This window comes from Bradyrhizobium sp. AUGA SZCCT0158, from assembly GCF_018130065.1.
Classification (GTDB): Bacteria; Pseudomonadota; Alphaproteobacteria; order Rhizobiales; family Xanthobacteraceae; genus Bradyrhizobium.
Window position 1 is genome coordinate 43,688 of sequence record NZ_JAFCME010000020.1, and the last position, 12,666, is coordinate 56,353.

At 63.9% G+C, this 12,666-nt stretch carries 13 protein-coding genes; 4 read left to right on the forward strand and 9 right to left on the reverse strand.

What is annotated here, in order from left to right:
• Positions 1-10: 10 nt before the first annotated feature.
• Together chrA and JQ574_RS25510 are read right to left on the reverse strand one after the other, a co-directional pair.
• Positions 11-1,414 carry a chromate efflux transporter gene (chrA, locus tag JQ574_RS25505; RefSeq protein ID WP_212208209.1) on the reverse strand — a complete coding sequence of 468 codons (1,404 nt, stop codon included), beginning with the start codon at positions 1,412-1,414 and terminating at the stop codon, positions 11-13.
• Positions 1,414-2,232, reverse strand: coding sequence for a chromate resistance protein ChrB domain-containing protein (locus JQ574_RS25510; protein ID WP_212208208.1), 819 nt, complete (start codon positions 2,230-2,232; stop codon positions 1,414-1,416). Before JQ574_RS25510 ends, chrA begins: the two co-directional genes overlap by 1 nt.
• Positions 2,233-2,482: 250 nt before the next feature.
• Between JQ574_RS25510 and JQ574_RS25515 the strand changes: the two genes are divergently transcribed.
• Positions 2,483-3,709: an MFS transporter gene (locus tag JQ574_RS25515; protein ID WP_212208207.1), complete on the forward strand. Its 1,227-nt coding sequence runs from the start codon at positions 2,483-2,485 to the stop codon at positions 3,707-3,709.
• 22 nt (positions 3,710-3,731) lie between these two features.
• Here the strand turns inward: JQ574_RS25515 and JQ574_RS25520 are convergent, their stop codons facing one another.
• Positions 3,732-4,196, reverse strand: a complete 465-nt coding sequence (locus tag JQ574_RS25520; protein WP_212208206.1) for a GNAT family N-acetyltransferase — start codon at positions 4,194-4,196, stop codon at positions 3,732-3,734.
• A gap of 238 nt (positions 4,197-4,434) precedes the next feature.
• Between JQ574_RS25520 and JQ574_RS25525 the strand changes: the two genes are divergently transcribed.
• Complete coding sequence (locus JQ574_RS25525) at positions 4,435-5,319, forward strand: DMT family transporter (RefSeq protein WP_212208205.1); 885 nt, start codon at positions 4,435-4,437, stop codon at positions 5,317-5,319.
• A gap of 75 nt (positions 5,320-5,394) precedes the next feature.
• Positions 5,395-5,889 carry a GNAT family N-acetyltransferase gene (locus JQ574_RS25530; RefSeq protein ID WP_212208204.1) on the forward strand — a complete coding sequence of 165 codons (495 nt, stop codon included), beginning with the start codon at positions 5,395-5,397 and terminating at the stop codon, positions 5,887-5,889.
• Positions 5,890-5,903: 14 nt separating this feature from the next.
• On the opposite strand, the gene JQ574_RS25535 is transcribed toward JQ574_RS25530, so the two are convergent.
• The 6 genes from JQ574_RS25535 to JQ574_RS25560 all read right to left on the reverse strand — a co-directional run bounded on the left by JQ574_RS25535 (position 5,904) and on the right by JQ574_RS25560 (position 11,682).
• Entirely contained in the window at positions 5,904-6,320 is a 417-nt protein-coding gene (locus tag JQ574_RS25535) for a RidA family protein (protein WP_212208203.1), read from the reverse strand.
• A 9-nt stretch (positions 6,321-6,329) separates the two neighbouring features.
• On the reverse strand, positions 6,330-7,496 hold the full coding sequence (locus JQ574_RS25540) for an MFS transporter (protein ID WP_212383996.1): 1,167 nt from the start codon (positions 7,494-7,496) through the stop codon (positions 6,330-6,332).
• Positions 7,497-7,630: 134 nt separating this feature from the next.
• The gene (locus tag JQ574_RS25545) at positions 7,631-8,800 is read right to left on the reverse strand and encodes an MFS transporter (RefSeq protein ID WP_212208248.1); all 1,170 of its coding nucleotides are present in this window, start codon (positions 8,798-8,800) and stop codon (positions 7,631-7,633) included.
• A 52-nt stretch (positions 8,801-8,852) separates the two neighbouring features.
• The gene (locus tag JQ574_RS25550; protein WP_212208201.1) at positions 8,853-10,217 is read right to left on the reverse strand and encodes an NAD(P)-binding domain-containing protein; all 1,365 of its coding nucleotides are present in this window, start codon (positions 10,215-10,217) and stop codon (positions 8,853-8,855) included.
• Positions 10,218-10,266: 49 nt separating this feature from the next.
• Complete coding sequence (locus JQ574_RS25555) at positions 10,267-10,581, reverse strand: helix-turn-helix transcriptional regulator (protein WP_212208200.1); 315 nt, start codon at positions 10,579-10,581, stop codon at positions 10,267-10,269.
• 897 nt (positions 10,582-11,478) lie between these two features.
• On the reverse strand, positions 11,479-11,682 hold the full coding sequence (locus JQ574_RS25560) for a hypothetical protein (protein WP_212274926.1): 204 nt from the start codon (positions 11,680-11,682) through the stop codon (positions 11,479-11,481).
• Positions 11,683-11,878: 196 nt separating this feature from the next.
• On the opposite strand from JQ574_RS25560, the gene JQ574_RS25565 reads away from it, so the two are divergent.
• The gene (locus tag JQ574_RS25565; RefSeq protein WP_212210443.1) at positions 11,879-12,664 is read left to right on the forward strand and encodes an AAA family ATPase; all 786 of its coding nucleotides are present in this window, start codon (positions 11,879-11,881) and stop codon (positions 12,662-12,664) included.
• The last annotated feature ends 2 nt before the right edge of the window (positions 12,665-12,666 follow it).

Here is a 12,666-nt window from a genome sequence, read left to right on the forward strand (position 1 = left end):
GCGCCGCCGCTCAAATCATCCCCGTCAGCCGCAGCGCCACGCCGGCCGCGCAGGACCCCGCCAGCACCCAGAGCATGCCGATATTGAGGCGGAAGATTGCGGTGGCGGCGGCCGCCGCCAATACGAACGCGGCGATATCGATGCTCGACAGCACGGGCATGTCGAACGACAGCCCGAACGATCGAACCGGCGTCGTCTGCCGGAACAGCGTATGCAACGCGAACCAGATCGAGAGGTTGAGGATCACGCCGACCACGGCGGCGGTGATTGCGGTTAGCGCGCCCGCTAGCCCCTTGTTGCCGCGCAGGGTCTCGATGAACGGCGCGCCGAGGAATATCCAGAGGAAGCAGGGCGTGAAGGTGACCCAGGTTGCCAGCAATCCGCCGAGCGTTGCCGCCATCATCGGCGACAGCGTGCCGGGATCGCGAAAGGCGGCCATGAAGCCGACGAACTGCAGCACCATGATCAGCGGGCCCGGCGTGGTCTCGGCCATGCCGAGACCGTCCAGCATCTCGCGCGGCTGCAGCCAGTGATAATGCTCGACTGCCTGCTGGGCGACATAGGCGAGCACGGCATAGGCGCCGCCGAACGTCACCATCGCCATCTTCGAGAAAAACAACGCGATCTGGCTGAACACATTGTCCTGGCCGAACGCGATCAGCAGCGCGGCCACCGGCACCAGCCATAGCAGCAACCAGACCGAACTGACTTTCAGCGCCTTGGCGACACTCGGGCGGACATGCTCAGGCAACTCCTCGCCGAGCAGGCTGTCGACAACGGCTGTCTTCTTGCCGCCGCCGCCATGTTCGACCGCGGCGAATTCCGACCGGCCGCTGCGGGCGCCGAGATAGCCGATCACCCCGGCGGCGATGATGATGATCGGGAAGGGGATGTTGAAGAAGAAGATCGCGACAAAGGCGATGCCGGCGAGCGCGATCATGACCCTGTTGCGCAACGCGCGTTTGCCGACCCGAACTACCGCCTGCACGACGATGGCGAGCACCGCCGCTTTCAGCCCGAAGAACACCGCCTCGACGAAGCCGACATTGCCGTAGGCCGCGTAGATATAGCTCAGCCCCATGATGGCGATGACGCCCGGCAGGATGAACAGGCCGCCGGCCATGATGCCGCCGGCGGTCCGGTGCAGCAGCCAGCCGATATAGGTGGCGAGCTGCTGCGCCTCCGGCCCCGGCAGCAGCATGCAGTAATTCAGCGCATGCAAAAACCGGCTCTCCGAAATCCAGTTCTTTTCCTCAACCAGAATGCGGTGCATCACCGCGATCTGGCCGGCGGGCCCGCCGAAACTCAAGCACGCCACCCGCAGCCAGACCCGGAATGCTTCGCCGAAGCTGATGCCGTGTGCGTATTCGCGGTTGGCACCGGCTTCGGCTGGTTTGTTGATGGTCGCGTCCATTACGGCTTCGCCTTGTTGGTCGGCCAGTTGTGGGTTTCGCCGGTCGCATCGCGGCACCAGCGATAGAAGGCATCATACAGCAATATGCCTGCCTCCAGCTGTTCGAGATCGTCGTCGAACATTCGCGACAGGCCGAGCGAGGCGGCCAGCAGCCCGGGTGCTTCCGGCGAAAGGTCGAGCCGTCCGGTATCGGCGGCGCGGACCATGGTTGCCAGCCGCAGCAACGCCGGCGTCGCCAGGCCAAATTCCTCGACCATCACATCGAAGGTGCAGAGTTCACCGCGGTGGCTCCAGAACACGTTCTCGACGTCGAACGGCGCTGCGTTAAAGCGCTCGCCGACCGCGAGGACTTCGGACGGTGCGACGAACAGGAACACCGCGTTTGGATCGACAAATCTGCGAACTAGCCAGGGGCAGGCGATGCGGTCGATCTTCGGCCGCGCCCGGGTGACCCAGACGGTGCGGCCTCGCGCATCGCGCGCGGGCAGCTTTGCGGCCGGCACCAGCGGCAGCTTGGCGGCCTTCCAGCCCTCAAAGCCGCCTTCGAGCGTTTCGGCCGACACGTCGAGATGCCGCAGCCAGGCGGCGGCGCCTTGCGCGAGTTTTTGGCCGCGCAGGCAAGCCACGATGGCGGGACGGCCGGAGAACTCCTCGCCCCAACTGGCGGCGTCTTGATGGCTGCGCCTGACGGCGCCGGGAATTAGCCGGGGGTCGGCGGCAAAGTCCTCGTCGGTACGGACGTCGATCAGGACAGGCATGTTTGCCGTGCCGATCAACCGTGCAAGCTTATCTGGAGATATCGTGGTGTAGGATGACATGGTTGCGCCCTCGTTATGAGAAAACGGGCGCGATACTTGGGCATGTCGCCTCGTGGGGAGATCGCAGAGTCCCCATGGGCCGAATTAAGCGCTTGCCGGTTCCGCTGTCAACCTTGCAACCTTGCGCCGGTGCAGATTCCGACCTAGCCTGTTTCACATCGGGGACAAAGCAGGCTCCCCGTCAGACGGTCCGCCGTCCAAGCTCTGCGCACCGCTCGACGTGTCGAGTTGCGCATGAAAGCATGGATCGATGGCCAGCATCCCCTCGGAATCGAACGTCTCGTCGGCAAATTCGCTGATCACCCTGCTCTATCTCGCGCGGGGCTTGCGCGGATTCGGCGACGGTTTTGCGATCATCATCCTGCCGGCCTACATGACGCTGCTGGGTTATGATGCCATCGCGGTCGGCATCGTCGCCACAGCCGCGCTGCTCGGAACCGCGCTGCTGACCTTGATCGTCGGCTGGATCGCGCCCCGGCATGATCTGCGTCCGCTACTGATGTTCGGCGCCGGCCTGATGGCGGCCACCGGGATTGCGTTCCCGGGCGTCGAGCATTTCGTCCTGATCGTGCTGGTCGCCTTTATCGGCACCATCAATCCGTCCGGCGGCGATCTCGGCGTGCTGGTGCCGCTCGAACATACGGTGCTGGCGCACAGCACGACCGACGAGCGCCGCACGCAGGTCTTTGCCCGCTACAGCCTGATCGGGGCGCTCGCCACCGCGGCGGGATCGCTGGCGGCGTCGTTGCCCGATTTTCTCGTCGCCGGCGGCAGCACCCAGCTCGGCGCGTTCCGCCTGATGTTCTATGGCTACGCCGCGCTCGGTATTCTCTGCGCCGCGCTCTATCGTCGTGTCCCGCACACGCGCGGCGAGGAGAGGGCGCCGCAGACGCCGCTCGGGCCCTCGCGCGGCACCGTCTACAAGCTCGCCGCGCTGTTCAGCATCGATGCGTTCGCGGGCGGTTTCGTCGCGCAGTCGTTGCTGGTGCTGTGGCTGTTCGAGCGCTTCGATCTTTCACTGTCCGCGGCGGGATTGTTCTTCTTCTGGTCGAGCACGCTGAGCGCCTTCTCCTATCCGGTCGCCGCCTGGCTCGCCCGGCGCATCGGCCTCGTCAACACCATGGTGTTTACGCACATCCCCTCCAGCGTGTTCCTGATCCTGGCGGCGTTCTCGCCGAACCTTTACCTGGCGCTGGGGCTACTGTTGCTGCGCTCGGCTTTGTCGCAAATGGACGTACCGACCCGCACCTCCTATGTGATGGCCGTCGTGACACCTGCAGAGCGGCCCGCCGCCGCCAGCGTCACCGCGGTGCCGCGCAGCCTTGCGTCCGCCATCAGTCCGGCGATCTCAGGCGCGCTGCTGATGACGGCATTCTCCGGCCTGCCGCTGGTGGTCTGCGGCGCGCTGAAGATCGGTTACGACCTCGCGCTGCTGTTCTCGTTCCGCCACATCAAGCCGCCGGAGGAGTCGTCCTGATGCGGCGGGGGAGGTGCACCGATCAGTCTTCGCGCACCGGCAACTGCCGGATCTGGAATCCGGTCTTGTTCTGTTCAAAGCCGACGCCGGAATAGAATTTCAACGTCGCCGGGCTTTTCGATCCCGTCAACAGCATGACTTTGTAACACTTGTGTTTCCAGGCCTCGGCGATCGCGTGTTTGAGAACGGCGCCGCCGTGTCCCTGTTTTCGATGGCTCGCGCCGGTGACCACGTTTTCGATCAGCGCATAGGGCAGGCCGCCGCGGGTCAGGTTTGGTACGACAACGAGGGTGCAGGAAGTGACGAGCAGGCCCTGCCGGACGCCGACGAAGACAGCGCTTCCGGGGTAGTTCGATATCTGCCGCCAGACGGATGTCGCATCCTCCAGCGCAAGAGGCGGATCGGAGGGGTTCAAGTCGCGGTACAATTCCAGCAGCGCCGGAAGATCGGCTTGCTCGACGGCGCGGATAAGCAGATCGCTGGACATGGTTCACCTCACGACATTCCAATTATTGGGAAGTTTATACACCGTGGAGCTGCGCAAGGCAGGATAGCGCGATGTCACGGACCGACATGCACGGACGCGGCTTGGCTTGCTTTCCTGCTGACACTTGCCGCCAGATCGCAGAAAGATTCGAAGGAAGAGCATTTTCGACTCGCGCGTTCGATTTACCACGACCATATCTCGCACGCGCGCTGCGCAGACGGCGCGACGGGAGGCGGCGTTGGGCGAATGGGTCGGGGTTGCAATCGCATTGGTCTCGAGCTCTCTCGGCGGGACCGCGGCGGCGATCACGCGCTATCTCGCCGGCAATACCGATCCGGTCACGATGGCGATCCTGCGCTGGGGCATCGGCTTTTGCTGCGTGTTGCCGGTCGCGCTGCTCCTGACGGCGCGCTGGCCGCAGCGCCGGGATTGGCCTGCCGTCGCCGCACTGGGCTTCTGCTTCTTCGGCGTGTTCTTCGTCCTCTACAACATCGCAATGTCCTACACGACCGCAGCGCGCGCCAGCCTCGCGCTCGCGACGCTGCCGCTGCACACCATGGTGGTCGGCGCGTTGCTCGGCATCGAGCCGCTGACGAAGCGGAAGTCGATCGGTGTGAGTATCGCCGTTTTCGGCGTCTTTGCGGCCCTGGCATCGGGGCTTTCGAACGCACCGCCGGGCGCGTGGCGCGGCGAACTGATTATGACGGCGGCCGTGCTGTGCATGGCGTTCTACAACGTCTGGTCCCGTCCGTTCATCCAGCGATCGAGCGCGCTCGGCTTCCTCACCGTCGGCATGGGCACGGGTGCCGCCGCGCTGATCCTGGTAGGCTCCCTGACCGGGAGCGTCGCAGTCTTGAGCCAGTTCGGAACGGCGCAATGGATCGCAGGCCTCTATCTCGGGATCGCCGGCGGCGCGCTGGCGTTCATCCTGTGGGTGCTGGCGCTGGAGCGCGCGTCGCCGACAAGGGTGGCCAACACCATGACCGTTAACCCGCTGGCAGCAGGATTGCTCGCCACGCAGCTCGTCGGCGAGCCGATCACGCCGAACCTCGTACTCGGGCTGGTCGCGGTGTTCGCCGGCATCTGGATCGCGACGTCGGCGGTTAAGCCCGAGCGGCCGTGAGAAGGGGCTATCACAAGTTGCCCGGCCGGATATCATCCGATACCGCTGTTCCGAACTGGTAAGGAAGCCGCCGCCATGACGATCGAGGTCCGTCAGATTCGCGAGGAGGACATTGAGAGCTTCCATGCAGCGATCGATGCGGTGGCCCGCGAGCACAGATATCTCGCGCTGCTCGAGGCGCCGCCGATCGAGCGCGCAACGGCCTTCGTCCGGCGCAACATCGAGAACGGTTATCCGCAGCTCGTCGCCATCACCAACGGGCAGGTGGTTGGTTGGTGCAATATCCCACCGGCGTCGCGCGAGGTGATGGCGCATGTTGGCGATCTCTTTATGGGACTGCTGCCGAATTGGCGTGGTCAGGGATTGGGCGAGCGCCTGCTGCGGGAATCCCTCGTGGCCGCGGATGCGTTTGGATACCTGCGTATCGAGCTCGGTGTGTTTGCGGATAATTCGCGCGCCGCGGCGCTCTACCGCAAGGCTGGATTCGTTGAGGAAGGGCTCAAGCGCCGTGCAATCTTGATCGACAGCGTTTTTCACGACGAGATCATCATGGCGCGGCTCAGGGATTGAGGCGTCGGCACCGCTCATGCCGCTGCGATGGCCTCGATCTCGATCAGGAAGTCGGGGCCATACAGTTTCGACACCTCGACCAGCGTCACCGCGGGCGCCGCCGGCGGCGTGACGGAGGCAAAGAAGCGGTTGCGGGCTTCCCGGTAGCGGCCGAGATTGTCCATGTCGGTGAGGAAGACCGTGAGTTTGACCAGGTTGGCGGTCGTGCATCCGCTTGCCCGCAGCGCGACGGTGAGGTTCTCAAACACCTGTTCTGCCTGCGCGGCAAAATCATTCTTGCCGACCACATTGCCGTCTCGATCGAGCGCGGTCTGGCCTGCGACGAAGACGAGACGGCCCGGGCTGACGTCAACGATCTGCGAATAGCCGGGTGGGATGCCGAGTTCGGGCGGATTGATGCGCCGGATCGACGGTGTTGTGTCATCTACCATTGGGAGTCCTCATGATGGCTTTGTCATGGGCGGATGGCTGCGCACCAAAAACAGCGCGAGCAGCGCCGCGAGGCTCAGCGCGGATGAGACGATGAGAACGCGGCTGCCCATGATGTCGATCAGGAGGCTGAACAGCAATGGGGCAGCAGCCTGCGCCATCCGCGCCGGCGCGCCGATAATGCCGAGGCGATAGCCGTAATTCTGGGGGCCGAAGATCGCCAGCGGCAGCGTGCCGCGCGCGATGGTGAGGATGCCGTTGCCGGCGCCGTAGAAGATCGCGAACACGCTGGCCGCGCCGCCACCGGCCAATCCGAGTATCGCCGCGCCGATCGGATTGGTGACACATGCGAGCTTGGTCGAGACCAGCGGATGAAAGCGGCTGAGGAAGCCGGCCTCGAAAATGCGCGCCGCCACCTGCGCCGGGCCGAGCAGGGCGCCGGCGAACACGGCCTGCGCGGTGGTGGCGCCGGCGGCTTCCATGATGCGCGGCAGATGCGCGGCCATCGCACCGGTGACGGTCCAGGCGGCGGCGAACACGAACGCCAGCAGGATCATGGTGCGGTCGATCGCCATGTGCGGCTTGACGGCGTTCGCCACCGCAGCCTTGGCGCCCTTCACCGCCGGCAGCATCAGCAAATTGATCGGCAGGCCGATCAGGATATGCGCCGCCGCCCAGGCAAAGCAAGTGTTGCGCCAGCCGATGGTCTCCAGCCCCCAGGCCGACAGCGGCCATCCGACCGTCGACGCAAAACCCGCGAGCAACGTGATGCCGGTGATCGAGCGCCGCGCGTCATTGCCGTAGATGCGCCCGAGCGCGGCGAACGCCGCATCGTAGAGGCCCGCGCCCATGCCGATACCGAGCAGCAGCCATGCGATGGCCATCACCGGAATGGAGTAGCTGAACCCAAGCAGCGTTAGTCCTGCCGCGAATACCATGTTGGACATCGACAGGACCGATCGGCCGCCGACCAGGTCGATCTGCCGGCCGACACGCGGGCCGAGCAAAGCCGAGAGCACCAATGCTGCCGAGAAGGCGGCAAATATCCAGTTCGAGGAGACGCCGAGATCGCGCGACATCGGGTCGGCCAAAATGGCCGGCAAATAATAACTCGACGCCCAGGCCAGCGTCTGCGTGGTGCCGAGCGCGATGATGATGGGGAGGGGGCGTGCGCTCATGGCTTATCTTTTTCGTTGCGCCGGCTTGTTGTCGTTGCCGTCGTTCCGGCGTGCCGGAATCAAGTTGTCTATGATAATAGACAACTTGGAACCTAAGCGCCATGATGCCAGCTGGCAACAGGCTTGTGTCGCACTCATGCCTGAACCGTGGTCCGTCTCGACCAGTAGAGTGCCAGTGGCCCCAGCAGAATGCCCACCGCGAGCACGGTAAACGCCGCCGTCCAGGCGGAGGCGCTCGACGGTCCACCGGCCGCATCCAGCGCGACGCCAAGGGCCCAGGCGCCCAAAGCCGAAAGGCTGAAGCCGACGGTCGAATGCACGGCCATCGTCGCCCCGCGGTATTTCGGGTCCGCCGCCATCGTCATCCCCGAAGTCAGCGCGCCGGAATCGGCGGGCACGGTGATGGCGTAGGCCAGGATCAGCGGCAGCAGCAGCCATGGCGATTTGTCGGCGAACGCGCCGATCAAGAGCGCCACGACCGCAGAACTGAACATCACGGCCGTGATGGCGCGGTGGCGGCCAAACCGGATCGCGCATTCATTGCCCAGAATGCTTGCGGGCATTGCGAGCACGGAGAACAGCACGCTGACGACGACGGGGGTCAGGATCGAGCCGTCCGAATTCCGCGCCGCCACGAACGTCCAGAACGCGACCAGCCAGGTTCGGATGCCGTAAAGCTCAAAGCAGTGCGCGCCATAGCCGAGAACGAAACCCATCGCGCTGGTGTTGCGGAACACCGGCGCAAAATCCAGCAAACGGCCTTGCGCGGGCTTTGGCGTCACCGGTTGCAACAGGAAGCAGACCGAAAGCATCACCAGCGGGCCCAGCGCCGTCACCAGGAAGGCGGCGCGCCAGCCCCAGGCGTCCGCGACGAGCTGCGAGACGAGGAACGACAGTCCGACGCCGAACGAGAAGCTTGATGTGTAGAACGTGACCGCGCGCGATGAATCGCCCGGCGCAAGCCGGTCGGTCAACGCCTTGAGGCCGGGCATGTAAGCGCCCGCAAATCCGATGCCCGCGATGGCGTTGCACAACGCCCCGGACCAGAGGCCGGTGGCAAACAGGCCGAACAGCAATGTACCGAGTGCACTGACCGCCGAGCCGGCAATCAGGATTTTTCGCGCGTCGATCCGGTCGGTCAGCGTCGCCAGCACCGGCACGGTCAACATGTAGCCCGCAGCGCCTGAGCCTGCGAGCAGGCCGGCCTGCGCGCCGCTGAGATGCCATTCCGGAATCAGGAACGCCGCGAGAATGGAGGGCACCACGACATGGGGGAGCAGGCTGCCGAGCTGCCCCACACACATCGCGACGATGACGGATCGGCCGTTCAAGGAAATGCGTTTCACCCCGGTTCGTTCAGGACGCGCAGCCGCATCCTGTTTTGCCTTGTTGCTTGGCATTAGCGTCCTCTGCGCAACAGGCGTCAACAGCTGATGGCGCCGGTCCGCCGCAGCACTGGCTTGCGCCGGGCACTTCCGCGCGGCTGCAAACGCCGGTTTCGGGCAGCACCAGTTCGACACGCTCCGCCGCTTCATGATCGCCGGCGATGTCGGCGGCAATTGAACGGACCTGCTCGTAGCCCGTCAGCATCAGGAACGTGGGTGCACGGCCGTAGGACTTAATGCCGGCGAAATAGAAGCCGGGTTCGGCCTGCGCCAGTTCGCGCGCGCCGTGGGGTCGAACGGTGCCACAGCTATGCTCGTTCGGATCGATCAGCGGCGCCAGCGCCACCGGACATTCGATCGCCGGATCAAGCTGGATGCGAAGCTCGCGCACGAAATCCAGGTCCGGCCGGAAGCCCGTGGCCACAATCAGCTCATCGACGACGATTTGACGGCAGCAACTGCCGGCACCGGTTGCGACGGTGAGGCGGGGGCCCTCCGCCGTGAGGTGCGAAACCCGAAACTCGCTCTCGACCTTGATGCGGCCAGCGGCGACCAGTGATGCAAAGGCCGCGCCCAGCTCGCCACGCGCAACCAGCTTGTCGTTCGCGCCGCCGCCAAAGGCCTTGGCGGGATCATTGCCCCGCAACAGCCAGACCGGACGTGTTTCCGGCACCTCGGCGGCGAGCCGCGCGAGATCGGTCAGCGTGCCGATCGCCGAATGACCGGCGCCCAGCACGGCGACGGTTTTGCCGGCGTAGCGCGCGCGATCTTTTCCGAGAACATCGGGCATGCCGTAGGCGATCTTGCCCGCGGCCTGCGTCTCGCCGATGGCGGGGAGGCCGTTGGCGCCGGCCGGATTTGGCGAATGCCAGGTGCCTGACGCGTCGATCACGGCGTCAGCCTTGACGACCTTCGGGCCTTGCCCGTTCTGATAGCGAATCTCGAACGGCGCGGACTCGCGTGCTTTGGTCTTGAGCTTGTCGAAACCAGCGCGGCTGATGTCGGTGACGCGACTGGAGGTGTGGATGTGATCGGCGAGGGCGGTCTTGGCCGCGAGCGGTTCAAGGTAGCCCTCCAGCAATTCCGCGCCGGTCGGATAGTGCTGCGGGTCCGGCGAGTTCCACCCCGTTGCCGCGAGCAGACGCTCAGCGGCGCGGTCGATGTTGTATTCCCACGGCGAGAACAGCTGGACATGGCTCCATTGGCGGACGGAATGCCCGACGCTGTCGCCTGCTTCCAGCACGATCGGCCGATGCCCGCGCTCCAGCACGTGGGCGGCGGCGGCAAGGCCGACCGGGCCGGCGCCGATGATCGCAACGGACTTTGCCTCGCTCATACTGTTCTCCCATCAAACTAGAAGTATCGAAATTGATGGCGGCGCAAATTCACGCCGCGGTCTGCGTATCGTTGCTTTCGGAGCCGGTGCAGCATTCAGCCACCAGGAAGTCCACCAGTCCCCGCATCACGTCGTAATTGGCGTGGCACACGAGTGTCGTTGCCTCTCTCTCCTGACTGATCAGGCCGACCACCATCAATGTCTTGATATGATGGGAGAGGGTGGATGGCGCGATCTTCAGCTTGTCCTGCAGCCGCCCGACCGGCATTCCGGCATCGCCGGCACGAACCAGCGCGCGATAGATTTTCAACCGGGTCGGATTGCCCAAGGCTTCCAAATGTGCAGCGGCGTCGTCGAGTTTCATGACGGCATCATGATATTCGGTACGAGGCTTGTCAACTGTATTTCTAGAATTATGGAAATAGTGGCGTGTCCCGAACTCCATCAACGCGTCGTCCCGGCGAACTCAGATGCGCAATTGCGCATCTGTGCTCAAGGCCGGGACGACGGCGGCGTTTGTTGTTGCACCATCATCCAAAACGTGGCTTCGCAATCTCGCGACGCATTGCGCCCGAGCTTTGCCAGAACTTCCCGCCCTCAATGAGAGGGCGCAGGGAATGCCGGATGCGCGCTGCACCCGCGGTCTCGTGTGCGAATAGTGCAAACAAAGCTGCACACGAGCATACAGGGCAGCGGAGAGCATCCGACATTCCCTGCGCAGTGGCTTTACGACTTATGGCGTGCTCTCCCCGGTGAGACGGTCTCTATTGCCACCGTCGTCCCTCGGAAGCGTTAGCTCCCGAAGACTTGACGCCGTTACGGGCGCCAGGACCACACGCTTTTGCCGTACGCTTCAGCCGCGACCGTCAATCGCAACCTCAGCGTCCACCGCGACCCGCCCCTCGTTGTGACGACGGCCGACGCCCCTCCGAGTGGGACGGGATGGCTATTGATGTGCAGGTGATTTGGGGTCGGAGGAAAGAGAAAAATTTTTGATTGTCGGAAATTTTCCGCTTGACACGATTTCGATAAATCAGAATTGATTTGCCCGTCGTGTTGTTTTGTCGCAGTCGAGAAATACTCGCCGTCGTCATTCCGGAGCTCGCGTAGCGAGAGCTTTGATGTGCAATTGCACATCAGAGAATCCATCGGGCGTCGGCGTGTGCGGCCTGATGGATTCCGGGTTCGCGCCAAGAGGCGCGCCCTCAGATGCGCAATTGCGCATCGGGGAATGACGGAGGAGGCGGCTGGGCTGGACTCGTTACTTCAAATTCTGGGCAATGCCGTCGAGGGTCTGAGACCACTTTGAGCTCACGTCCGACTGAGCCTTCGAGGCCCTCGAATAGACGTTGTTCGCTTCCTGAAGCGCGAACTGAAGTTGCTGACCGAGGTCGGACCGTCCGCCGCTGACGCCGTTCAGCTCATCCGTTGCGAGTTCGCGAATGTCATTGTTCAGATTGGTCATGTCGTTCCCCTTAATGCCTGGAGCGAGACCATTCCCGCCGCGATGATAAGGGCTACGCGATGCGGTCGTGTCGCTCTGTGACTTCGGGCACATTCTAGACCTGGCTTGGGAGAGCGATTCCCTTTCTGTTCTTGATTTCATTTCGCCACGCGTATTGGATGCGCTGACCATTCCTGGTCGTCCGCAGGCCCTTTGCATGAGCAAAAGACGAAACCGCGTCATCGATATGCCCGCGCCATATCTCCGGCGCGTCTGGCTCGATCCAGCTGCTATCGCCGACCGCGAGGCCTATCCGTTCTGCCTGCCGTTCCTGCGCGATGGGCTCGAACTGGAGTTCGACCGGCCCATCACCATCATCGCCGGCGAGAATGGCACCGGCAAATCCACGCTGCTGGAGGGCATTGCCGTGCTCTCGGGCTTTGACGACGCAGGCGGCGGCAAGGGCTACCGGGCCGTCGACCATTCGGATGCGCGTGAGAAGATGGGAGGGGAGCTTTCTGAGGCGCTGCGCGCGAGTTGGCTGCCGAAGATCACCAATGGCTGGTTCTTCCGCGCCGAGACCTTCTTCTCGATCGCCAGATATCTCGATTCGGTCGGAAGCAGCTCGGACTTCCTGTCCTACTCGCACGGCGAGGGCTTTTTGCGCTTCTTCGAAGAGCGCTGCCAGCGGCAGGGCCTGTTCATCTTCGACGAACCCGAAGCCGCGCTGTCGCCGGCGCGGCAGATGGAATTTTTGAAGTTGATGTACCGCATGGAACAATCGACGCATTGCCAGGTCGTGATGGCAACGCACGCGCCAATGCTGATGGCCTATCCCGGCGCGCGCCTGCTGCGGCTATCGAAGTATGGCCTGGAGCCTGTGACCGTCGAACAGACCGACCACTACCGGGTAATGCGGGAGTTCTGCAACGATCCGGCCGGATTTGTGGAAGCGGTGGTCGACGAGTGGATGCCGCAGCGCCGGGATGTCGACCAGTTCTGATA

What these genes read in the sequence shown, in the direction of transcription:
- JQ574_RS25565 (WP_212210443.1), top strand. Translation starts at nt 11,879, where the DNA reads ATGAGCAAAAGACGAAACCGCGTCATCGATATGCCCGCGCCATATCTC.
- JQ574_RS25520 (WP_212208206.1), bottom strand. Translation starts at nt 4,196, where the DNA reads ATGTCCAGCGATCTGCTTATCCGCGCCGTCGAGCAAGCCGATCTTCCG.
- JQ574_RS25530 (WP_212208204.1), top strand. Translation starts at nt 5,395, where the DNA reads ATGACGATCGAGGTCCGTCAGATTCGCGAGGAGGACATTGAGAGCTTC.
- JQ574_RS25540 (WP_212383996.1), bottom strand. Translation starts at nt 7,496, where the DNA reads ATGAGCGCACGCCCCCTCCCCATCATCATCGCGCTCGGCACCACGCAG.
- JQ574_RS25560 (WP_212274926.1), bottom strand. Translation starts at nt 11,682, where the DNA reads ATGACCAATCTGAACAATGACATTCGCGAACTCGCAACGGATGAGCTG.
- JQ574_RS25535 (WP_212208203.1), bottom strand. Translation starts at nt 6,320, where the DNA reads ATGGTAGATGACACAACACCGTCGATCCGGCGCATCAATCCGCCCGAA.
- JQ574_RS25510 (WP_212208208.1), bottom strand. Translation starts at nt 2,232, where the DNA reads ATGTCATCCTACACCACGATATCTCCAGATAAGCTTGCACGGTTGATC.
- chrA (WP_212208209.1), bottom strand. Translation starts at nt 1,414, where the DNA reads ATGGACGCGACCATCAACAAACCAGCCGAAGCCGGTGCCAACCGCGAA.
- JQ574_RS25515 (WP_212208207.1), top strand. Translation starts at nt 2,483, where the DNA reads ATGGCCAGCATCCCCTCGGAATCGAACGTCTCGTCGGCAAATTCGCTG.
- JQ574_RS25555 (WP_212208200.1), bottom strand. Translation starts at nt 10,581, where the DNA reads ATGAAACTCGACGACGCCGCTGCACATTTGGAAGCCTTGGGCAATCCG.
- JQ574_RS25545 (WP_212208248.1), bottom strand. Translation starts at nt 8,800, where the DNA reads ATGTGTGTGGGGCAGCTCGGCAGCCTGCTCCCCCATGTCGTGGTGCCC.
- JQ574_RS25550 (WP_212208201.1), bottom strand. Translation starts at nt 10,217, where the DNA reads ATGAGCGAGGCAAAGTCCGTTGCGATCATCGGCGCCGGCCCGGTCGGC.